This window comes from Salinivibrio sp. ML290 (assembly GCF_001995695.1).
Classification (GTDB): Bacteria; Pseudomonadota; Gammaproteobacteria; order Enterobacterales; family Vibrionaceae; genus Salinivibrio; species Salinivibrio siamensis.
On record NZ_MUEY01000008.1, the window covers coordinates 49,612 to 71,643 of the forward strand.

The following is a 22,032-nucleotide window of genomic DNA, read 5'->3' on the forward strand; positions in this document are numbered from 1 at the left end:
CGTCTCCTTATAGTTTAGACGACAACCGCGAGTATGGTGCCTATTGTGCCCAACGCAGACAAAAATTGTCCCGCACTATAGGCCGTATCATCGTTTTCTTTCACTTTTTCCGGGTGGTCCATGCCCAACGCACCATAGGTAAAGGATTCAACCGATGATTTCTCTTCTGGCTTTTTAACACCTTCAGCGTTTTTCGCTGCTTTCACATCTTTGCTTTCTTTTGCTGCCTCAGCAGCAGAAAGCTTTTCAACAGGCTTCGCTTCTTTCGTATCTTTGGCCGCGTTGTCCGCATTTTGTTGCGGCTGTGTCGGCGCTTTTGGCTTCATCGTTTGTTGATGATACGCCTGAGACTGCCCAACGTTACCTACGTTCATTATGGTCTCTCCTAATGTCAGAGCAAGTGACATAGTTAACTTATCGGCAGAACCATGACAGGATTTAGTCAATTCTACCAAAAAACGATCCGCGCACACTATTTGGGCGGCAAGTTTTTGCCTAAAAAGGCAAGTAGCTTGTCCACCACTTCGTCAGGCTCCGTCACAAAGGGGGCATGAGCACTGTGTGCTAATACCTCGCATTGTGAGTGAGGCGCCAACGCAGACACCGCTTCCGCCACCGACGCAGGCACCAAACCGTCTAGCCGCCCGTATAACCGTAACCAAGGCACAGTGATCGCCTCACAATGTTGGCGAAGATCTGTGGTTGCCAGCATCGACAATCCATCTGCCAAAGCACGAGGGTCGGGCGCCGGCCGCGAAAACACCGCTTGTTTGAGCGCTTTCACATCTTTTCTCGCCGTGGGTGACCCCATGGCTTGCAGCGCCATGAAGCGCTCCACCGTTTGCGAAAAATCACGCTCAAGTTGGTCGGCAAAGTCGGTCAATACTGCCGGCTTGATTCCGCGCCATCCTGGCTCTGCAACAAACTTGGGTGAACTGGCCACGGTGACTAAACCACTCATACGCTGTGGCGATAAGTATGCCGCCTGTGTGGCGACTAACCCGCCCAGCGACCAACCGATCCAAGTTGCATGCGCTGGTGATTCTTTAAGCAACAGTTGTGCCAGTTTCTCTATATTAAGATCCGGTTGGTGGGCGCTGTGGCCGAAACCTGGTAGGTCAACACAGTGAACACGGTAATGCGCGGTCAGGTAAGGCAGTAACAGCGACCAAACAGCACTGTTCATCCCCCAGCCGTGAATGAGAACCAGATCGGGGCCTTGACCATAAGATTGCCAATCACATAACGCCATGCTTTACACTGCCTTGGTTGCTTTTCAATCAAGGTGCCTATGATACCAGCAATCAACCCACGGCGCTTGACGCGTTGGCTGACCCATTGGAGAGGCAAGATCTTGCCCTTGCAATGCCCTGTTTGCCACTTATCACTGGCGACCACGTCGGTGGGGGCCACACAGGCTTTGTGTTGCGACGCATGCTGGGACGCCCACTATCAATATCATCTTTGCCAGTGTTGCGGTTTGCCGGTGACCGACTCCCAAGCGCGATGCGGTGCCTGCCTGAGCCACCCACCGGCGTGGGATCACCTGTTTGCCATCAGCGCTTACCATGATCCCTTGCCGCAACTTGTCCATGCATTCAAATACCAGCAGGCCTTCGAGTTGGCCTTGCCATTTGCACGCCAGTTAAGCGAGCGTATCCTTCATCCCGCTCCCGTGCTGCTTCCTGTCCCTCTGCATTGGCGGCGTCGCTGGCAACGCGGCTTTAATCAAAGTGTGCATTTAGCTTGGGCGCTGGCCGACCACCTTGATACTCAAGTTGTCGATAACGTTTTAGTCCGACATCGCCATACTGCGCCACAACAAGGTTTAAGCCGACAGGCGCGGCTCTCTAATCTGAAATATGCGTTTGCGATCAGGGGCGAGCTGCCAAGTTCGCATGTGGCGATTGTTGATGATGTGGTCACGACTGGACAAACGGTGTCACAACTGTGCCGGTTATTACGCCGTGCGGGAGCAGAAACGATCGATATTTACTGTTTGGCACGTACCGATCTACCCTAACGGAAAGCGTGCTATCCATGCTCATAAAGTAGCCACATGCTTCAAGGGGTGATAGCCAACGCAAACCGGAGTACACTGTATAAAACACACTGGATTAGTCAGGTATTTGTCGTGTCAGAAGTCAATATTTCAGAAAATGCACAAAGCCACTTTGTGAAGCTGCTTGAGCAGCAGCCCGAGGGCACCAATATTCGCGTGTTTGTGGTTAACCCAGGCACGCCAAACGCCGAGTGCGGTGTTTCTTATTGCCCACCCGAAGCGATAGAAAGCAGCGATACCGAACTTAAGTTCAACGGCTTTTCTGCCTTTATCGATGAAATGAGCCTGCCATTTCTAGACGAAGCGGAAATCGACTTTGTCACCGATAAAATGGGTTCACAGCTGACGCTGAAAGCACCAAATGCGAAAATGCGTAAAGTCGCCTCCGATGCCCCCTTGATGGAGCGGGTTGATTACGTGATTCAAAGCCAAGTTAACCCACAGCTTGCCAGCCATGGCGGCCATGTGAACTTGATAGAAATCACCGATGATGCGGTTGCGATTTTGCAATTCGGTGGCGGCTGTAATGGCTGCTCGATGGTGGACGTTACCCTAAAAGAAGGGATCGAAAAGCAGTTGCTGGCTGAGTTTAGCGGCGAGTTAAACGGCGTGCGTGATGTGACTGAGCATGCCCGTGGCGATCATTCTTACTACTAATAAACGCCGTCTCCTATCGCAAAAACAGGCCAAATGGCCTGTTTTTTTTTCATTAGCCTCAGTGCGTGACGTGAAAAAAGCTATCCCGTCGCCAATGGTAAACAAAGCACACCGCAAGACTGAGCCCTCTTAGCGCCATAAAAGTAAGCATCGCTAACCACAGTGCATGATTGCCCCACCCTTGCGCTAACCACCATGCCGCAAAAAAACCTGCGGTGGCGACAAACATCCCATTGCGCATGTCTTTACCCCGCGTGGCACCAATAAAAATACCATCCAGCAAAAAGCACCACATCGATACCAAAGGCATGGCCACCAGCCAAGGTAAATAACGTGCCGCTTGGTCACGCACCGCCTCGATATCGGAAATCAGCGCAATAATGTGATGGCCTGCCACACCAAACGCCAGCGTGATCGCCAAGCAAATCACCAACGACCAAAAAGTGCTGCCTATGAGTGACACTAACAGCTCAGACTTACTCTGCGCGCCAATCGCTTTACCGACCATTGCCTCCATTGCATAAGCAAAACCGTCCATTGCAAAGGAAATCAGCATCAGAAAGCTCATCAACACCGCATTGGCGGCCACAATCTCGTCACCAAGCGTAGCCCCTTGGAAGGTCATGAAGGTAAACGCCAACTGCAAGCTAAGGCTACGTAAAAAGATGTCTCGATTAAGCTTTAGCAAGCGGCTCATCTCAGTCAGCCCGCGCTCAAATACCGACCGAACGGTCGGTAACTGACGCGACTGCCAGATACCTTTGACAAAATAGAGCCCCAGCATGAGGCCGAGATAATCGGCAACCACACTCGCCGCTGCGGCCCCTTCGACTTTCATATCGAGGCCCACCACAAACAGCAGATCAAGGATAATATTGGCACTGTTAACCACAATCAGTAGCCACATCGGCTGGCGCGCATTTTGGGCCCCCAGTAGCCAGCCCATGATCACCAAGTTCATCAAGGTCGCCGGTGCACTAAAGATCCGAATGGAGAAATACTGGCTCGCATAGTGTTTCACCTCAGCGCTGGCATCACTAAAGTGCATCACCCCCTCTAAAATAGGCACATGCAGTGCGATTAACAGTACAGCCAGCAAGCCCGCTAAGGTCGCCCCACGCACAAAGGTCGCCGCCAGCTCACGGTTATCACTCGCGCCATAGGCTTGCGCGGTAAACCCGGTGGTCGCCATACGCAAAAAGCCCAACAGCCAAAAGGTGACATTTATCATGGTGCTGCCAACCGCCACACCACCTAAATACCATGCATGGTCTAAATGGCCGATCACCGCGGCATCCACTAACCCTAATAACGGAACGGTGATATTGGAGATCACCATAGGTAAAGCCAGCGATAAGACCCGCCAGTGAAGCTCACGCTGGGTTAAAGACTGCCACATACTTCCTCGATTTGAATTTTAAATGATCTGCACTGCGTTTGAGAGATCGTCTATTTTTGATAAAGAACACGATTGCATCTACAAGCGATAACATCCTTGGGTAGCCCTTATGGGTGCAGCAGTGTACCATTGCGACAATCTCATCGACGAGCGGCCATTGTATTGCGCCAGTGACACGACGTCAGTTGCACTGCGCCAGTTGCACTGCGCTAACTAGCGCTCATCACCTCTGTGAATAAGGAAAGGTTATGCGTGTATTTTTTGCCTGTGTGTTGGTGGTATTGCTAGCGGGTTGCTCGAAAGTGACCAAGCAAAACTACGATCAGCTCGAAGTGGGCATGAGTTATGACGTGGTTGTGAGTCACATTGGCGAGCCTAGCCAATGCGACGACACCATGGGCTTAACACACTGTGTATGGGGCGGCGATGGTAAACATATCAAAGTCTCGTTTGTCGCCGACAAAGCCACCGTGTTGTCGGCGAAAGGGCTAAAGTAGCCTCTCAATAGCGCAACGCGTGGTCGGCAAGCAACACCACAAAGGTCGCGAAGATATGCCATATCGAGAACTTAAAGGTCTGCCACGCGATGCCTTTTTGCGACTGGGTTTTCAGTCGCCAAGCGTAGCCGACAAAGACCAGATTTAAGGTGGTCGCCCCCACCAGATACAGCCAACCACTCATCCCGGTCAGCCAAGGTAAAATGCCCACGATGACCAGCAGTAGGGTGTAAAGCAAGACCATGGTTTGGGTAAACCCTACCCCGTGAGTGACAGGCAGCATCGGTACATCGGCTTTGGCATAGTCATGGCGGCGATGTATTGCTAACGCCCAAAAGTGAGGCGGCGTCCAAGTAAATATGATCATCACCAGCAGTAGCGCATGGGCGTGAAGCTCTCCGGTCACCGCGGTCCAGCCAAGCAATGGCGGCATCGCACCGGCCAAACCGCCAATCACGATATTTTGCGGGGTCGCGGGTTTAAGCCACTGGGTATACACCAACGCATACCCGACCAGGCTGGCAAACGTTAACCAGGCGGTGAGCGGGTTCAGCCACCAGCAAGCAATAAAACCGCTCACCATCAGCACCACGGCAAAGGCCAACGCGGCGCCTTGACTGACTCGCCCCTCAGCAACGGGACGATGGCGGGTGCGCTGCATTTTCGTATCAATTTTCCAATCGATAACGTGATTAAACACCGCCGCCGCACTGGCTTGCGCACCAATGCCAAATAATCCCACCAGCACCGCCGACCAAGGTGGCCAACCTGGGGTTGCCAAACACATGCCCACCAACGCGGTGAGAAGCAACATGGCAACCACACGCGGTTTGGTCAGCTCGTAATAATCACGCCAATTGGCGCCAGCAGGTGTCGAAACACTAGCGGTACGTTGAAACTGTGCCATCACGGGCTCCTTGTCGGGTCGACGGTGAAAGACATAAAAATCGGGTGAGGAGTAATGTGGCCAACAGCGACAATCCACCGAGGTTATGCGCCACCGCCACACTCAGCGGCAGTAATGCGACCACATTGGTCACCCCCAGCGTAATTTGCATCGCCAACACACCACTCACCGTCATTGCCAGCGCGCGCGCCCCAACACGCCACAGCATCCATGCCCAAGCGAGCACTAATGCGGTGACCACCATGGCGCCAAGACGGTGGGAGGCATGGATAGTCACCCGCTCGGCATGGTTAAGCACGCCAAACTGATAGGTGTCGCTAAGCGGACTGACGGGATGAAAGGCGGAAGGGGTGAAAAGCTGCCACCAAGGGCTTTCGCAGATAGGTAGCTGGGTGCACACAGTGGCGGCATAGTTGGCGGAGGTCCAACCGCCGAGCCCGATTTGAACAATCACCGCGACCATAGCCAACGTGCCCACGCGGCGCGCCGATGACGACATTGCAATCACCGGCAACCGGCATGCGCCTGTCGCCACCGTCAGCCAAACCAGCAAGCATACGGTAGTAAAACCACCGAGTAAGTGCGCCATCACCACCACCGGCATTAAACTTAGGGTCACCGTCCACATCCCTAGGGCCGCTTGCGCGACGACCACCACACTGAGCAAGGTAGTTAGAGCGCGGAACGCCCGATAGTCAGGACGTCGCCAGCTGATCCAGGCCAACGCAAAAATCGCCAGCCCGAGGGTGCCGGCCACATAACGGTGCAGCATTTCATTCCACGCTTTGTTGATATCAATGGGCGCATCTGGGAAACGCGACATGGCGACCGATTGCGCGCTTTCACTAGCGGGCACGGCCAAATGGCCATAGCATCCAGGCCAGTCTGGACAGCCAAGCCCCGCTTCAGTAAGACGGGTAAACGCGCCGAGGCCGACCACCAGCACGGCCAGTATCAGTGTCGATAAGACGGCGAGTTGGTAGTGACGCGTTGCCATAATCAGCCTACCTTAGACAATTTAAGGAGCCGTTTGAGGTCGCGTAACAAGCCTTTGCCTTGCGCGACCCACTTGGTTTTATCATCACTGACCGGATAGGCCAGCACCACATTATTCATCGGATCGCTAAGATAGATGGTATTTTTATCAAACGCTTGCTGCTGCCATGCCCGCGCTTGCTCTGTGGTCAGGGTTTGCCATGTCAGTACCTCCGGCGCGTTAGGGGTCGAGCTTGTCAGTACCACGCTACTGACCCGATCGCGCTCTTTGCCGACCGCAATCGGAATTTGTGTTAACTGAAACAGCGCTTGCTCGCACACAGAGTCACATTGCTCTGGCACCCGATAAATCAACCGCCACTGGCCTTGCTCAGGTAACCAATTCAAGGTCGCCGGCTCAGTGAGAAACTGTCCGTAATTGGTGACCCCTTTTTCATACCAACTTTGCTCCAACACCAATTTCGCCACCACCACGGGCAGGACAAAGATGCCAATCAAAGCCACGAGCGTCATGCGTCCTTTCACACCGCTTCCCTCTGTTTAGTTTTGTACCACCAGATGCCCGCGCCAATACTGACCGCGAGCGCCATTAACGCCCACTGCAAGGCATAGCCATAATGTTTTACTGGCGGCATCACCACCGGCTGCCACACCGGTGTCACCCCCGCTTGCGCCAAGGCATCTGTGCTCGGCGTGGTCACATCCACCAGTTTTTCTGCCCGTATCAACCACTGCGCTTCCAGCGCGGGCATTTGAGCCTTAAGTGCTTGTAAGTCAATGCGCTGCACCCGAGCGGGCCACTTATGCGATGTCGTTTCTTTCTTGAGCACCACCCGCCTGGACGGTGTATCAATAAAGCCAGACAGCTGATAGCGCGACGCCAACGCGGGTACCGCCGGCAAGGCACGCACAGCAGGCGCGGCCACCCAACCCAATTCCACCAGCCACCATCGCGATGGCTGCTGGTTTGGAATGAAGGGAAGAAAAAGGCGATAGCCTACGCGACCTTGGTGGGTCTGATTATCGAGCCACACGGCAAACTCGGGGCGAAACTGGCCATCGATCGCCAGAAATTGCCCTTTTTGCACCGCGCTTGCGAGTGAACCTGGTGCTTGATTGGCCTCAAACTGTGCCAGATGTTGGGCTTTTTGCTCGCCACGCGTCCATTGCCAATGGCTTAACTTGACGAGCAGCAAGACCACAACCACAGTCAATATCAGAAACCCCATTCGCCGTCCTTGTTTCATGATTACCTATTGCGCTAAGGAGCGCTTATGTTGGTCAAAGCCATTCTGATTTGTTTACTGATTTTTATTCTGTTTAATCTCTTCCGTGCCTTGCCGGTGCTACTAAAAGGCGATAGCGCTGTGCCTTTGTCACGTTATCTCGGTCGGCGTGTGCTGTTTTCCGTGGTTGTCTTCGTGTTATTGCTGATTGCGCTATCCATGGGCTGGATTGCCCCCAACCCGCGCCCTTACTGAGCTACAAGATATACACAAAGACAAACAGGCATAGCCAGACCACATCGACAAAGTGCCAATACCAGGCACTGGCTTGAAAGCCAAAGTGATGTTCAGGGCTAAAATGCCCACGCATCACACGCAGCCACACCACCAACAGCATAATGGTACCCAAGGTCACGTGTAGGCCATGAAAGCCGGTTAATAAATAGAAGGTGTTGCCATACACCCCGGAGTCGAGCCGCAGATTCATTTCTTGATAGGCGTGCACATACTCTTCGCCTTGAAAGAACATAAACAGCGCCCCAAGCAGCACTGTCACCAGTAAAAAGCCTTTCAATCGCTCACGTTGATTTTTTTCAATCGCGGTATGGGCAATATGGAGCGTGACCGATGAAGTGAGTAGGATCAGCGTGTTAAGTAAGGGCAGTCCCATTGCCGGCATCGCAGTGGTTTCAATCCCTCCAGGCGTGAGGGTCAACGGCCACTGGGCGACAAAATCTGGCCACAGCACCGCCGCGGTCATCGCGTTATTGCTCGCACCACCCAGCCAAGGGACGGCGATAAAGCGGGCATAAAAGAGCGCGCCGAAGAAGGCACCAAAAAACATTACCTCAGAGAAAATAAACCAGCTCATTCCTTGGCGAAAAGAACGGTCCATTTGCGCTGAGTAAAGCCCTTGCATGGATTCGCGGATCACGTCGCGAAACCAGCCAGTGAGCATAATCAAAATAAGCACAGTGCCAGCCAGTAACAGCCAAGGACCGTTGCCACCAAATAAACCGCCCACCGTGGCACCTGCACCAGCGGCAATCAAAAACAGCGCCACCGCACCCACGATCGGCCAAATACTCGCGGCAGGGACATAATAACGTTCAGGCGTCGCCATGATCGCCTCCTTATTCCTTGGCGCTGGCAGTCACATCAAACAAAGTGTAAGCCAGCGTTAAGTGGTTAATATCGTCCGGCAACTCAGGATCCACGTAAAAGATCAGCGGTAAAGAGGCATCCTCGCCACGCGGCAATGGCTGACGGTTAAAACAAAAGCATTCAATTTTGTTTAAGTACTGTGCGGCTAAACCCGGCGAGACCGAAGGCACGGCTTGGCCAATGGTGTCATAGCGTGCGTTGTTCGTTGCGAGATAATTAATCGTGTGGGTCTCACCCGGGTGCACTTTCATCTGGTTGACTTGGGGCTCGAACGTCCAGCGCATCCCCGGGTTGATATAGGCGATAAACTCGATGGTCACCAAGCGGTCTTGGTCAATGCCCGCACTGGATGCGGCCGCCTCGTTATCGGTTTTGCCGTTGATCCCTGTCACCTCACAGAACACGTCATACAAAGGTACTAAGGCAAACGCAAAGCCAAACATGGCCACCGCTAACAACAATAATCGACGAGCGGAGCGGGTTGATTTAGTGACCATCTCGCACCTCCTTGAGATCAGGCGGTGTCTCAAAGGTGTGATACGGTGCGGGCGATGGCACGGTCCATTCTAGCCCTTCGGCGCCATCCCAAGGCTTGGCAGCCGCTGGGGCGCCACCACGCGCGCACTTAACCACGACGACCAAGAAGATGAGTTGCGATAAACCAAAGGCAAAGCCACCGATGCTGACAATGGCGTTTACGTCCGCAAACTGCAGGGCATAATCGGGGATCCGGCGCGGCATCCCCGCCAGCCCCAGAAAGTGCATGGGGAAGAAAAGCACATTGACCGAAATCACCGAACACCAGAAGTGCCACTTGGCCAAGGTTTCATTAAACATATGGCCCGTCCACTTAGGGAGCCAGTAGTAAGCCGCGGCCATAATCGAGAACACAGCGCCCGAAACCAGCACATAGTGGAAATGTGCGACCACAAAATAGGTGTCGTGATACTGAAAATCGACCGGGGTGATCGCCAGCATCAAGCCAGAAAAACCACCGATGGTGAACAGCACAATAAAGGCAATCGCAAACAACATAGGCACTTCAAAGGTCAAGGAACCCCGCCACATGGTGGCGACCCAGTTAAAGACCTTCACCCCAGTGGGCACAGAGATCAGCATGGTACAGAACATGAAAAATAATTCGGCAAACACCGGCATCCCGGTGGTGAACATATGGTGCGCCCATACTAAAAAGCTTAACCCCGCAATCGAGGCGGTGGCGTATACCATCGAGCTATAGCCGAACAGGCGCTTGCGCGAGAACGCAGGGACGATTGCCGAGATAATGCCAAAGCTTGGCAAAATCATGATGTAGACCTCGGGGTGACCAAAGAACCAGAAAATATGCTGGAACAAAACCGGGTCGCCGCCCCCCGCGGCATCAAAAAAGCTGGTACCAAAGTACTTATCGGTCAGCACCATGGTGGCGGCCCCTGCCAATACCGGCATCACCGCAATCAACAAAAAGGCCGTGATTAGCCAAGTCCAAACAAACAGCGGCATTTTCATGTAGGTCATGCCCGGCGCGCGCATATTGGTGATGGTGACAATCACATTGATAGCGCCCATGATCGAGCTTATCCCCATAATATGCAGGGCAAACACAAACAGGCCGGTACTGTCTGGGCTATAAGTGGTCGACAGCGGCGCGTAAAACGTCCAGCCAAAGTTAGGGCCGCCACCTTCCATAAACAAGGAGCCAATCAGCAGTAAGAACGCAAACGGCAGGATCCAAAAGCTCCAGTTATTCATCCGTGGCAGCGCCATGTCCGGAGCCCCTATCATCATTGGCACCATCCAGTTAGCCAAACCGGTAAACGCGGGCATCACCGCGCCAAACACCATGATCAGGCCGTGTACTGTGGTCATTTGGTTGAAAAAGTTAGGCTCAACCAGTTGCAGGCCGGGCTGGAAAAGCTCAGCGCGGATCACCATCGCCATCGCCCCACCCAGTAAAAACATGGTGAAGCTAAAAATCAGATACATGGAGCCAATATCTTTGTGGTTGGTGGTCAACACCCAACGCATGATCCCACGCGGTTTATGGTGATGATCGTCATGCAAGGTATCTGGGGTAGTATCTGTCATCACGCGCTCCTAAAGATCTTCACCTGACTTCACCGCGTTGATTTGCGCAGCTTGTACGGTATCACCGGTGTCATTGCCCCACGCATTGCGCTCGTAGGTCACCACCGCCGCCAATTCTTTGAGCGACAGTTGCGGACCAAACGCTTGCATGGCGGTGCCTGCCTTACCGTTGACGACGATATCGATATGGTCGACCAATCTATCCGGCTGAATGGCAATCTCAGCGCCGGCCAACGCAGGGAACACGCCCGGCATCCCTTGTCCTTCGCTTTGGTGACACATGCCACAGCGGCTGTCATACACCTGCTTGCCTAGCGCCATCAGCTCATCCATCGGCATTTCCATGTCCAGCAAGCGTTGCTCTTCTTCGCGCGCTTTCTGCTGCGCTAGGGCCGTTTTTTGCACCCAAGCATCAAATTCCTCTTGAGGCTTGGCGATCACCACAATCGGCATAAAGCCGTGGTCTTTACCGCACAGCTCTGCACATTGGCCGCGATAAATGCCGGGCTTATCAATTTTGGTCCACGCCTCATTGATAAAGCCGGGGTTAGCATCTTTTTTCACCGCAAAGGCAGGCACCCACCACGAATGAATCACATCTTGCGAAGTAATCAAAAAGCGCACCTTACGCCCGACTGGCAACACCAGCGGCTGGTCGACCTCGAGCAAATAAGTGTCCCGCTTTTGTCTCTCATTGCGGATTTGTTCAGGACTTGAGGCAAGCAGTGAAAAGAAGGCAACGTCATGGTCAAAATAGCGGTAATGCCACTTCCATTGTGATCCCGTTACCTGCACCGTGAGTTCCGGCTCGGTAGTGTCTTCCATATCGAGTAACACCTGGGTGGCCGGAATCGCCATGCCCACCAAAATTAAAAACGGCACGAGCGTCCACGCAATTTCTACCTTGGTACTTTCATGAAATGAGGCAGGCTTCGCGCCTTTGGATTTACGGTGACGGATGATGGCCCAAAACATCACCCCAAACACCAGTACGCCAATCGCGACACAGATGTAGAAAATGGTCATATGCAGGTCATACACCTGCTGGCTGATGGCCGTCACCCCTTGGGTGAGATTCCAGCCTTCGCGCTCTGTGGCTACTGCACCGCCACTGAACATTGTTAAACTCAGCGCTAGGATTCGTCTTTGGTGCCTCAGCACGGCTCCCTCCTGCCTCACGGCATCAATGCAAAGCCTTACTGCTTGTCGCCACATATCAACGTCGCACGCTGTTATAGCGGTCAGAGTAGCGATATCAGCAAGCCGTCGTTAAGGAAAAACCTCGATACAGCTGGTCACAACCATTAACGTTTTATTTACATTCAATTTAGGAGAGGTTTGCCCAAAGGACAAAAAAACAGAGGGAAAAAGATTGTGATGCCAAGCACATACTGATGCTCAACACAGTAAGCAGGGGGCCGCCATGGCATCAGATTTCGATATGTAGCACCACCGGCGTAAAGCGGAGGCGATAGCGAGGCATCGCGGCCAGTGCACGCTGCCATAGACGCCACCGGGGGCACGGCTTATCGAGCGGAGATTTTTCTTCCACGCGACACGCCCAAGGTAACGCATTAATAATCGCCATTCTGGGGTCGGTGAACCCATGTTGATAGTGCTCACAGCCGAGTTTTTGACCCATTCGGGTATGACATTTATCCCCCGCTAAGACCAAGCAAGCCTCCAGTTGAGGAAAATAACGGCTAATGTGGTGGCAAAAGGCAGAAATTTCTTGGTTAGTGCACTCTAACAAGGCTTGATCGCAAATCAGCATGGTGGGATGACCTGCCGGCACCGCCAACTGCGCCAGCCAATCAAGCTGCTTGACCGAGCCTTGCACCATGCGAAAACGCTCACTGGTATGAAACAAGCGCTCTCGCCAGAGCAGGGTTTCGTCTACGTCCACTTCCAACCAGCGACAGCGGCCGTTATCTAGTCGATAAAAACGGGTATCGAGTCCGCCACCCACGTTAATAATCCACGCAGTGGGATGCTGGGCTAAGAATTGTTTTACAATCGCGTCACATTGACTGGTCAGCGTGGCATAGAGAAGCTGGGTTTGATCTAGGTTGTGCCAATCGCATTCAGGCTGCAACACGCACCCCTGGCAGGCAGCCGCCGCCATGGGATCATAGATCACGCCGTCGTCAGTCAGGCTCTCACGACTGCGCAGCCACATTGGCTTAAATAGCTTACTGGGAACAGAATGCTGTTGTGTACGCACGGACACCTCCACACACGATAATCACTGATGATAATAATTATCGTTTAACTGAGCAAGAATGCAAAGGTGTTTTTTTAACCGCGTTCCAATGGCGGACGCTATCGCCCGCCACGGTCAAGATCACATCCAGTCGGTATTGCGGATCACCCCCACAGCAACGCCTTCAATCGTCAGCGATTGTGCGGTCAAATCCACCGAAATTGGCATAAATTCATCGTTTTCAGCATGAAGTACCACTTGTGCGCCTTTCTTCTCAAGCCGTTTAACCGTCACATCATCATCGACACGGGCAACCACCACCTGGCCGTTATGCACATCTTGCGTTTTGTGGACGGCGAGCAAATCACCGTCGAGAATACCAATGTCTTTCATGCTCATGCCATTGACACGAAGTAGGAAGTCCGCATTGGGCTTGAACAGAGCAGGATCGACCTGATAGTGGCTTTCGACGTGCTCTTGCGCCAGTATCGGCTCACCGGCAGCAACACGCCCAATTAAAGGCAGCCCTTGCTCTTCCGGCGTCACCACCTCTTCTTCACTGATCAAACGAATACCACGTGATGCCCCTGGAATGATTTCCAACACACCTTTACGGGCCAAGGCTTTTAAATGCTCCTCTGCGGCATTCGCCGAACGAAAACCCAATTGACGGGCGATTTCGGCACGGGTCGGGGGCATTCCTGTTTCTTCAATGTGGGCTTTAATCAAATCGAAGATTTGTTGCTGTCTCGCGGTTAACGGCTTCATGCTCTTACCTGTCTTTTTATACAGTTAACTGTGAGTATATCCAGTAAAATGCAGCTTGAAAAGCACTAATTAACGCCACGAGAAGCCGATCTCATTATCGCGAATATCGTCGATTACGCGCAGGCTAATGGCAAATCTCGACCTTTGTTTGCAAGTTCGCGGCACTTTTCTGCTATCCTTGGCGCGCATTTTGAATTTGAGGCACTGACAATCATGGCTCTCTGGCAAAAGATTTATTACAAGCTATTGAATTTGCCGCTTTCTGCCTGGGTAAACACCCAATGTATTCCCTCTGAACCGGTCGAACAGCTTAATCTGTCACTCGCACGCCCTATTGTGTATGTGTTGCCGTTTCAGTCTCACACCGATTTATTAACCTTACGGCGCACCTGCTTACGCCAGGGGTTGCCCGATCCGTTAACGCCCTTGACCATTGGCGATGTCACTTTGCCGCGCTACGTGTTTATTAGCCACGGACGCAAGGTGTTTTCTGGGGATGACGATCTGCCTGCGCGCTCGCTCGCGCATTTTAAAGACTTACTTCACTTACACCGCCAAGATAGCGAATTAGATATCCAGCTCGTCCCAGCCTCCGTGCTATGGCAGCGCGATCCGGGCAATGAGACCCAGCGCCACCAAGCGATTCTGCGGGCGATGAATGGACCAGAAAAACTGTGGACCATCCTCACCCGTGGCCGCGATGGCATGGTGCGACTTAGCCAAGCGGTATCGCTACGCTATATGGCCGATAAGCACGGCACCGACCAGGCTATCGCCCATAAACTGGCGCGCGTGGCGATGATCCATTTCTCACGCCAAAAGCTCGCCGCTTCAGGACCACGCTTGCCCAACCGTGGCTTACTGTTTAAGCGGCTGCTTGCGTCGAAAGCCATCGACAAGGTGGTGCACGATGAAGCGCAAACGCGCGATGTGTCAGTAGACAAAGTGCGCAAAGAAGCGGTCGATATGATGGAGGAGATCGCCGCCAACTTTTCCTATCGCTTGATCCGTTACAGTGACCGCATTCTTACTTGGCTGTGGAATAAGCTCTATCAAGGCATTCATGTCAACAACGCCGAGCGTGTGCGTCAACTCGCGCAAGATGGCCACGAGATTGTCTACGTGCCCTGCCATCGCTCGCACATGGATTACCTGCTACTTTCATACGTGTTATACAAAGAGGGCTTGGTGCCACCGCATATCGCCGCCGGTGTGAACCTCAACTTCTTCCCGGCCGGCCCCTTATTCCGCCGTGGTGGTGCCTTCTTTATTCGCCGCAGCTTTAAAGGCAATCGCCTGTATTCCACCGTATTCCGTGAGTATCTCGCAGAACTGTTTGCCCGTGGCTACTCGGTCGAGTACTTTGCCGAAGGCGGCCGCTCTCGTACAGGCCGCCTACTGCCAGCGAAAACCGGGATGCTCGCCATGACCCTACAGGCGATGCTTCGCGGCCAACAACGCCCTATCACCTTGGTGCCTGTCTATATCGGCTATGAGCACGTGATGGAGGTCAACACTTACGCCAAAGAGCTCCAAGGCCAGCGCAAAGAGAAAGAAAGCGTCGGCCAAGTATTAGGGATCGTGCGTAAGCTGCGTAACTACGGCTTGGGTTACGTGAACTTTGGTGAACCCATTGCGCTCAACCAACACCTTAATGAGCAGGTGCCTGACTGGCACGATTACATTAACCCGATGGAGCCGCAAAAACCGGCGTGGATGAATCCGGTCGTCAGTGATTTGGCGACCAAGGTAATGACCCATATCAACGATGCCGCCGCGACCAATGCTCTCAACTTGTGCGCCACCGCGTTGCTGGCCTCACGTCAGCGTGCCTTAAGCCGTGAAGCGCTCGAGGCCCAGTTAGGGGTGTATCAAGCCCTGCTGACACAGGCTCCCTACTCGGCGAGCAGCAGTGTGCCTCAAGATTCACCGGCGGATCTGGTCGATCACGCGTTATCACTCAACAAATTGGTGGTCGAAAAAGACACCATGGGTGAAGTCATTTCTCTGGATCGCCAGCAAGCGATCTTGATGACCTACTATCGCAACAATGTCATTCATCTGGTGGCGCTACCGTCGCTGATCGCGCAAATATTGGTGACCCACAAATCGATTAGCCGATCCGGCTTGCGCGCCTGCGTGCAGCAATTGTACCCCTTGCTTAAAGCGGAACTCTTTATGAGCTTTGACCAAGCCGGCCTTGAAAGCTACTTCGAAGCCTTACTGCACGCAATGCACGACCAGTCGCTGCTGTGCTGTGACGATGGCAAAGTGACCATGAATAATGCCAAGCTCGGTGAGCTGCAATTACTCGGCCGCACCATTGCCGAAACGCTGCAGCGCTACGCGATTACACTCACCTTATTCAGCCACCAGCCGCATATTGATAAGCGTGATTTGGAAAAACACAGCCAGATGCTGGCGCAGCGACTTAGCCGTTTGCATGGGATCAACGCCCCTGAGTTCTTTGACAAGCGAGTGTTCACCATTTTTGTCGACACCTTGCGCGAGCAAGGCTATTTGGACGATGATGCCAAGGCCAATGCAGAGCGTATCGCCGCGCTCAACGATCTGGTATGTGAGTTGATTTCCCCCGAGGTGCAATTGACCATTCAAGCAGTGCTTAATCAGCCATTAGGCACGAATAAGGCGGACAAACGCTAAGCGAAACGGCCCACTCATACAGCCCTCCTGACAAAAAAAAAGGCGCTTCACCACGAAGCGCCTTCTCTTTCTTTATTCAAACTCGGCTACCCGTATACACCCAACAATACACCAATAAAAATCGCTAGGCCGACGTAGTTATTGTTCAAAAAGGCTTTAAAGCACGCCATCCGCTCGCGCTCTCTGGCGAGGTATTGCTGATAGACAAACAATGCAAAGGCGGCCAATAAGCTCCACTGATAGGCTGGCGACAGCGCCAACCACTGCCCAGCGAGCATCAGCAGCCCGAGGGTTAATAATTGTAAGCCACCCACCGTCGCTTTATCCCAGCGGCCAAATAGAATCGCCGTCGATTTGATACCAATTTTCACGTCATCGTCTCTGTCGACCATGGCATACAAGGTGTCGTAAGCGATGGTCCAACAAATATTGGCGAAAAACAGCAACCAAACCACTGGTGGCAGCGCATTTTGCGCCGCCGCAAACGCCATGGGGATCGCCCAGCTAAACGCCAGCCCTAATACTAACTGAGGCAGATGGGTGTAGCGCTTCATAAAAGGATAAATAAACGCCAGCGCGACGCCGACAAAAGAAAGCTGAATGGTCAAACGATTTTGGGTGAGCACCAGCAAAAACGCACCGAATACCAACATAATAAAAAAGCCGAGCGCTTCTTTTTCGCTGATCCGTCCGGCTGGTAAGGGCCTGTCTTTGGTGCGCTTAACATGGCCATCGAAATGGCGATCCGCATAGTCGTTAATGACACACCCGGCGGCACGCATCATATATACCCCGAGCACAAAGACCACCAGGGTTAGCAGTGACGGCATGCCATCGGCAGCGAGAAACAAGGCCCATAAGGTTGGCCATAACAGCAATAGCGTGCCTATGGGCCGGTCTAGACGGGCCAGCTGTCCGAAGGCGGCCAGTTTTGCGCTCATGCAGGGATCTCCTTTCCATACACAGGTGAGCTAGGCAGAAATAATTCCGCCACTAGCATGGGGCGATTGTGGAGCCAAAGCCGAGAGCGACGCGCATGCAACTGATGGGACAGGCACGCCACATTAGCGGTTTCAATCGCATCTCGCCGTGAGGCGCGCTGCTTAAAGACATGTTGGCCTAGTGGCTCTGTTCCCAAGGCATGCAAGTGTCCCCCTTGTCCTTCTAAGGTGGAGGCCGGCATCAAGGTACGCGCGCACAACCAAGGAAGTCCATCGCCTTTTAATACCACTTCACGCACCACACAAGCCTCTTGGCCAATCAGCGCCACTTCGCTGTCGGTCAGTTTGTCTGGGGTTAATTGATAAACGGCAATCACATCCACGTCAAAGTCATGACAGTGCTGCTTCAACCTTGCTGTCATCGAATGTGATTCGAGTAACCAACTGCCTTCTGCGGTGCGCTTTAGCGCCGCAATATCTGGTCGCTCCCAGCGTGCCGTTTGCAGCGCTTCTAAATAGGTATGATTTAATTCCGACATTGTTTCCTGTGCCACATCGCGCAAAATTCGCCTGTCCTTACCGCTAAGGGGGGGACAATGTTGCTATACTCGGCTGGTAATTGTATCAGGCTGGTTGCGTTTGGAGAATGCGCTCAGCCTATCCCTGTCACACCATGAACGGAATAACTGGGTCACTATGAGTAAAAAACAACCCCTATTAATGGTCGTACTGAGCGTGTTGTTCTGGCTTAGTGCCGCCGTCCATGCACAAGAAGAGGGTGAGGGTAACCCCAAATACAGTTACTTTTCCTTAGAGCCTGAGATTACCACCAACTATGTCACCGAAGGCCGTCGATTAGGTTTTATCAAGGTGAAAGTCGAGTTGATGGTCGATAACCCCAAACTCGTCAGTGAGCTGGAGTATCACTCTCCCCTGATCCGCGATGTGATTATTGAAACCCTAAACCAGCAAACCGCCACCCAGATAAAGTCGTTGTCTGGCCGAGAAACGATTCGCAAAACCTGTTTAGAGAAAGTCAACGAGCACCTACTCGCCGAAACCAATCGCCGCATGCTCACCGACCTGTTATTCACAAAATACTTATATCAATAATCACTCAGCCGTGACGTTAGCGACGGGCTCAGGGTGGCTAATCACCTCAAGGTGGCTTCCCTGTGCGCTCAGCATGTCACGGATCTGAGCTGGTGGCGTTGCGTCAGTAAAGACCATATCCAGCTGGGTGATATTGCCCAAATTCACCATGGCATTGCGGCCAAACTTGGTATGGTCTGCTGCCAGCATCACACAACGACTATTATCAAGAATGGCTTTTTTGACGCGCACTTCATGGTAGTCGAAGTCGAGTAATGAGCCATCATCATCAATACCACTGATGCCAAGAATGCCAAAGTCGAGCCGAAACTGAGAGACAAAGTCGAGCGTTGCCTCACCGACAATCCCCCCATCGCGATTCCGTACCTCGCCGCCCGCAATAATCACCGTAAAGTCCTGCTTTGGCATTAAGATCGCGGCCGCATTCAAGTTGTTGGTCACCACGCGCAGGTTATGATGGTCTAGTAGCGCACGTGCCACCGCTTCAGGTGTGGTACCAATATCGATAAACAAGGTCGCCCCATCAGGAATATGTTTGACCAAGGCCTGTGCGATGGTGTCTTTTTCTTGCTGCTGAAGCACCTTGCGGGTCGCATACGCGGTATTTTCTGAGCTGGACGGCACCGTCGCGCCACCATGATGACGACGAATGTGGTTCTCTGCCGCCAATTCATTGAGATCGCGTCGAATCGTTTGCGGGCTGACATTGAAGCGCTCAACCAAGTCTTCCGTGCTCACGTATCCTTGTGACTTAACCAGATCAATGATTTGCTGATGACGTTTGTTTTGCTTCACTGCTTCTCCCCTTACAAAAAAAGCCCCCGCGATCACGAGGGCTTCCTAGTTTACGCATAGCCACTAGGCGATGCCAAGACAGATCACTTAGACAGCGTGCACAGCTGTGTCACGACGCACACGATGCTCCCCGACCCATGCCAAACACAGGAAGAAGATAGCCAACCCACACCCGCCGGTGAGCAGCATAAAGCCACCATCCCAGCCAAAGTGGTCGACGGTATAGCCAAGCGCAATGTTCGCGACAACCGCGCCACCCAGATAGCCGAATAAACCGGTCAGGCCGGCCGCGGTGCCCGCCGCTTTTTTCGGTGCCAGCTCCAATGCATACAGACCAATCAGCATCACCGGCCCGTAAATCAAGAAACCAATCGCCACCAACGCCACCATATCGATGCCCGGGTTGCCGGCTGGGTTAAACCAGTACACCAACACTGCCACGGTCACCAGCACCATAAACAACACACCGGCAGGTGCTCGCGCCCCTTTGAAGAATTTATCAGACATCCAGCCACATAATAAGGTGCCTGGGATCCCCGCCCATTCATAGAGGAAGTAGGCCCAAGAGGATTTATCCACGGTAAAGCCTTTCGCTTCATCAAGATAAACCGGTGCCCAATCGAGTACGCCATAGCGAATCAAATAGACAAAGGCATTGGCAATCGCGATATACCACAGCAAACGGTTCTTCATCACGTAGGTGACGAAGATATCTTTGGCGGTCATCTCTTTTTCAAACGCTTCCTCGTCATAGTTCTCTGGATAATCGTCTTTATACTCCTCAATCGGTGGCAAGCCACACGATTGTGGGGTGTCACGTAGCGTTAACCAGATAAACACCGCGACCAATGCGGCAAAAAATGCAGGTACATAAAAAGACGCACGCCAGTCATCATTAAACAGCCACAAGCCGAGCAAGAATAGCGGCCCAATTAAGCCACCCCCGACGTTATGCGCCACGTTCCACACCGACACCAGCTCACCACGCTCTTTCCGTGACCACCAGTGCACCATGGTGCGCCCACAGGCAGGCCAGCCCATACCTTGTACCCAACCATTGATAAACAGCAGGATAAACATGATGGTAATGCTGCTGGTTGTCCAAGGAAGGAAACCAAAGCTGAACATCACCAACGATGACATTAACAGCCCAGCACTTAGGAAATAACGTGGGTTTGAGCGGTCAGAGACACTGCCCATTAAGAATTTTGATAAGCCGTAAGCGATGGACACAGCGGCGAGCGCTACCCCCAAATCACCACGACTAAAGCCATATTCATCAATCAAATACGGCATGGCCAAGCTAAAGTTTTTACGCACGAGATAGTAGCCGGCATAGCCGATAAAAATCCCGATAAACAGTTGCCAGCGCAGTCGAGTGTAGGTGTCACCGATCTGCGCTTGAGGCAATCTTTGCCGGTGAGCAGCCGGACGGAAGATTCCAAACATGAGAGGGTCCTCAGTAAGATGTACGCGATGGATTTATAAAAGGATAAAAATCAAAGAAGTGAGCAATAAATTTTCGTATTCGCTCAACGGGTAGAATAATTACTCAAACTGAAAACAAAAACCGTGAAAGCGAACATAAAAACATAGATCTGACGCAATAAAATTGCGCTTACGAACAAAAAAAGAGCAGTTACCTGCTCTTTTTTCTTTACGCGATAGAGATAATGCGATGTAGACAGAAGTACCGATCCGCTAAGAATGGCGTTTCGCGTCCCACAGAGCGAGCAAACAGCCAATGATCAGACCAAATAAATGCGCCATATTGGCGATGTTCATGCCCATCGGCTGGAAAAAGCCAATCACCAACCACGCCAGCATAAAGACAACATATGGCATTTCGACCGTGAGGCCACGCGAGGGCGCCAGCCAAGTCATCCACCATAAATAGCCTAACAGCGCGTAAACCACGCCCGAGAGACCACCAAAGTAAGGCCCTTCCAACCAATACTGACCGAGTCCCGAGAACAGCGCGGCGAATAAAAAGATTTGAACCAGCTTACTGCTACTGCCGAGGCGTTCGATGCGACCACCAAGCACCCACCACCAGAGTAAGTTGAAGATAATATGCAAAGCGGAAAAATGCAGGAGCGCATGGCTGAATAGACGCCACAGCTGCCAGCGCTGACCACTATCAGCCGGAAACAGTAAGCTGCGTACGACAACCTCAAACCCGCCCAGCGTCATCAACGCAAACAACACCACACTGGCGCACATCACCGCCAAGGTCACTGGACCAGACTTATCTTTGACCGTTTGCCATAACCCTGAGGAGGGGTAGTGAAAACGGGCATGGCGGGTTTCTGCCACCTGCCAAGACGCCGCTTGATAACGGCTATGCATGGGGTCAGCGATAAACCGCTCCAGCTCGCTATCCACCCAGGCTTTATCGTTGTCGTTCACCAACCAAATCGCCACCTGCGTTTCCGGCTCAGGGGCGAGTTCAAGAGTGACGTGATGCGCTGCCGCATAATCGACAAATGCCTGAGCCAAGCGCGCATTTGGCAGTACCGCGATTTTTTGCATGAGCTGTCCTATTGAGGCCC

Annotated in this window: 24 protein-coding genes; 6 read left to right on the forward strand and 18 right to left on the reverse strand. The window is 52.7% G+C overall.

The features are described from left to right. Window positions 1-14 precede the first annotated feature (14 nt). Both BZG23_RS09180 and bioH read right to left on the reverse strand, forming a co-directional pair. A complete protein-coding gene (locus tag BZG23_RS09180) occupies window positions 15-374 on the reverse strand; it encodes a hypothetical protein (RefSeq protein ID WP_046074653.1) in 360 nt (119 codons plus the stop codon). A 98-nt stretch (window positions 375-472) separates the two neighbouring features. Further along, the gene (gene bioH / locus BZG23_RS09185) at window positions 473-1,252 is read right to left on the reverse strand and encodes a pimeloyl-ACP methyl ester esterase BioH (protein ID WP_077578186.1); all 780 of its coding nucleotides are present in this window, start codon (window positions 1,250-1,252) and stop codon (window positions 473-475) included. A gap of 39 nt (window positions 1,253-1,291) precedes the next feature. Here bioH and BZG23_RS09190 point away from each other — a divergent pair, with 39 nt between their 5' ends. Both BZG23_RS09190 and nfuA read left to right on the forward strand, forming a co-directional pair. Then, a complete protein-coding gene (locus tag BZG23_RS09190) occupies window positions 1,292-2,023 on the forward strand; it encodes a ComF family protein (protein ID WP_077578185.1) in 732 nt (243 codons plus the stop codon). Between the two features lie 36 nt (window positions 2,024-2,059). After that, complete coding sequence (gene nfuA, locus BZG23_RS09195; protein WP_152795962.1) at window positions 2,060-2,719, forward strand: Fe-S biogenesis protein NfuA; 660 nt, start codon at window positions 2,060-2,062, stop codon at window positions 2,717-2,719. A gap of 58 nt (window positions 2,720-2,777) precedes the next feature. On the opposite strand, the gene dinF is transcribed toward nfuA, so the two are convergent. Continuing rightward, window positions 2,778-4,118, reverse strand: coding sequence for an MATE family efflux transporter DinF (gene dinF, locus BZG23_RS09200; protein WP_077606760.1), 1,341 nt, complete (start codon window positions 4,116-4,118; stop codon window positions 2,778-2,780). A gap of 248 nt (window positions 4,119-4,366) precedes the next feature. On the opposite strand from dinF, the gene BZG23_RS09205 reads away from it, so the two are divergent. Then, on the forward strand, window positions 4,367-4,615 hold the full coding sequence (locus tag BZG23_RS09205) for a DUF3862 domain-containing protein (RefSeq protein ID WP_077606761.1): 249 nt from the start codon (window positions 4,367-4,369) through the stop codon (window positions 4,613-4,615). Between the two features lie 4 nt (window positions 4,616-4,619). On the opposite strand, the gene cyoE is transcribed toward BZG23_RS09205, so the two are convergent. From cyoE to BZG23_RS09225, 4 genes are read right to left on the reverse strand one after another with little or no spacing between them, the layout of a single operon-like run. Beyond that, window positions 4,620-5,522, reverse strand: a complete 903-nt coding sequence (gene cyoE / locus BZG23_RS09210; protein WP_046074647.1) for a heme o synthase — start codon at window positions 5,520-5,522, stop codon at window positions 4,620-4,622. Next, window positions 5,497-6,519, reverse strand: a complete 1,023-nt coding sequence (locus BZG23_RS09215; RefSeq protein WP_077606762.1) for a COX15/CtaA family protein — start codon at window positions 6,517-6,519, stop codon at window positions 5,497-5,499. The genes cyoE and BZG23_RS09215 overlap by 26 nt, the downstream gene beginning before the upstream one ends. Before the next feature lie 2 nt (window positions 6,520-6,521). Continuing rightward, complete coding sequence (locus tag BZG23_RS09220) at window positions 6,522-7,043, reverse strand: hypothetical protein (protein WP_077606763.1); 522 nt, start codon at window positions 7,041-7,043, stop codon at window positions 6,522-6,524. After that, complete coding sequence (locus tag BZG23_RS09225; protein WP_158011371.1) at window positions 7,040-7,747, reverse strand: SURF1 family protein; 708 nt, start codon at window positions 7,745-7,747, stop codon at window positions 7,040-7,042. The genes BZG23_RS09220 and BZG23_RS09225 overlap by 4 nt, the downstream gene beginning before the upstream one ends. A 45-nt stretch (window positions 7,748-7,792) precedes the next feature. Here BZG23_RS09225 and BZG23_RS09230 point away from each other — a divergent pair, with 45 nt between their 5' ends. Then, window positions 7,793-7,999 carry a DUF2909 family protein gene (locus BZG23_RS09230; RefSeq protein ID WP_074213800.1) on the forward strand — a complete coding sequence of 69 codons (207 nt, stop codon included), beginning with the start codon at window positions 7,793-7,795 and terminating at the stop codon, window positions 7,997-7,999. Window position 8,000: 1 nt separating this feature from the next. Here BZG23_RS09230 and BZG23_RS09235 read toward each other — a convergent pair whose 3' ends face one another. From BZG23_RS09235 to lexA, 6 genes are all read right to left on the reverse strand, one after another. After that, window positions 8,001-8,867 (reverse strand): cytochrome c oxidase subunit 3, encoded by an 867-nt coding sequence (locus tag BZG23_RS09235; protein ID WP_046074643.1) that lies wholly within the window; start codon window positions 8,865-8,867, stop codon window positions 8,001-8,003. A 10-nt stretch (window positions 8,868-8,877) separates the two neighbouring features. Further along, complete coding sequence (locus BZG23_RS09240) at window positions 8,878-9,405, reverse strand: cytochrome c oxidase assembly protein (RefSeq protein ID WP_077606765.1); 528 nt, start codon at window positions 9,403-9,405, stop codon at window positions 8,878-8,880. Further along, window positions 9,395-10,996: a cytochrome c oxidase subunit I gene (gene ctaD / locus BZG23_RS09245; RefSeq protein ID WP_077578180.1), complete on the reverse strand. Its 1,602-nt coding sequence runs from the start codon at window positions 10,994-10,996 to the stop codon at window positions 9,395-9,397. Before ctaD ends, BZG23_RS09240 begins: the two co-directional genes overlap by 11 nt. Before the next feature lie 9 nt (window positions 10,997-11,005). Continuing rightward, complete coding sequence (gene coxB / locus BZG23_RS09250) at window positions 11,006-12,115, reverse strand: cytochrome c oxidase subunit II (RefSeq protein WP_077667401.1); 1,110 nt, start codon at window positions 12,113-12,115, stop codon at window positions 11,006-11,008. Window positions 12,116-12,425: 310 nt separating this feature from the next. Continuing rightward, a complete protein-coding gene (locus BZG23_RS09255; protein WP_327294138.1) occupies window positions 12,426-13,220 on the reverse strand; it encodes a class I SAM-dependent methyltransferase in 795 nt (264 codons plus the stop codon). A 120-nt stretch (window positions 13,221-13,340) separates the two neighbouring features. Beyond that, the gene (gene lexA, locus BZG23_RS09260; protein ID WP_077456800.1) at window positions 13,341-13,967 is read right to left on the reverse strand and encodes a transcriptional repressor LexA; all 627 of its coding nucleotides are present in this window, start codon (window positions 13,965-13,967) and stop codon (window positions 13,341-13,343) included. Between the two features lie 213 nt (window positions 13,968-14,180). On the opposite strand from lexA, the gene plsB reads away from it, so the two are divergent. After that, entirely contained in the window at window positions 14,181-16,631 is a 2,451-nt protein-coding gene (gene plsB / locus BZG23_RS09265) for a glycerol-3-phosphate 1-O-acyltransferase PlsB (protein WP_077606767.1), read from the forward strand. Between the two features lie 86 nt (window positions 16,632-16,717). Here plsB and ubiA read toward each other — a convergent pair whose 3' ends face one another. Continuing rightward, window positions 16,718-17,572, reverse strand: coding sequence for a 4-hydroxybenzoate octaprenyltransferase (gene ubiA, locus BZG23_RS09270; RefSeq protein WP_077606768.1), 855 nt, complete (start codon window positions 17,570-17,572; stop codon window positions 16,718-16,720). Then, a complete protein-coding gene (locus tag BZG23_RS09275) occupies window positions 17,569-18,111 on the reverse strand; it encodes a chorismate lyase (protein WP_046074636.1) in 543 nt (180 codons plus the stop codon). Before BZG23_RS09275 ends, ubiA begins: the two co-directional genes overlap by 4 nt. A 157-nt stretch (window positions 18,112-18,268) precedes the next feature. Here BZG23_RS09275 and BZG23_RS09280 point away from each other — a divergent pair, with 157 nt between their 5' ends. Beyond that, complete coding sequence (locus BZG23_RS09280; protein ID WP_046074635.1) at window positions 18,269-18,685, forward strand: flagellar basal body-associated protein FliL; 417 nt, start codon at window positions 18,269-18,271, stop codon at window positions 18,683-18,685. Here BZG23_RS09280 and BZG23_RS09285 read toward each other — a convergent pair whose 3' ends face one another. From BZG23_RS09285 to glpG, 3 genes are all read right to left on the reverse strand, one after another. Beyond that, window positions 18,686-19,480, reverse strand: a complete 795-nt coding sequence (locus BZG23_RS09285; protein ID WP_046074811.1) for a DeoR/GlpR family transcriptional regulator — start codon at window positions 19,478-19,480, stop codon at window positions 18,686-18,688. 87 nt (window positions 19,481-19,567) lie between these two features. Continuing rightward, window positions 19,568-20,929 (reverse strand): glycerol-3-phosphate transporter, encoded by a 1,362-nt coding sequence (gene glpT / locus BZG23_RS09290; protein ID WP_046074634.1) that lies wholly within the window; start codon window positions 20,927-20,929, stop codon window positions 19,568-19,570. Between the two features lie 252 nt (window positions 20,930-21,181). Beyond that, on the reverse strand, window positions 21,182-22,012 hold the full coding sequence (gene glpG, locus BZG23_RS09295; RefSeq protein ID WP_077606769.1) for a rhomboid family intramembrane serine protease GlpG: 831 nt from the start codon (window positions 22,010-22,012) through the stop codon (window positions 21,182-21,184). Window positions 22,013-22,032: the final 20 nt, after the last annotated feature.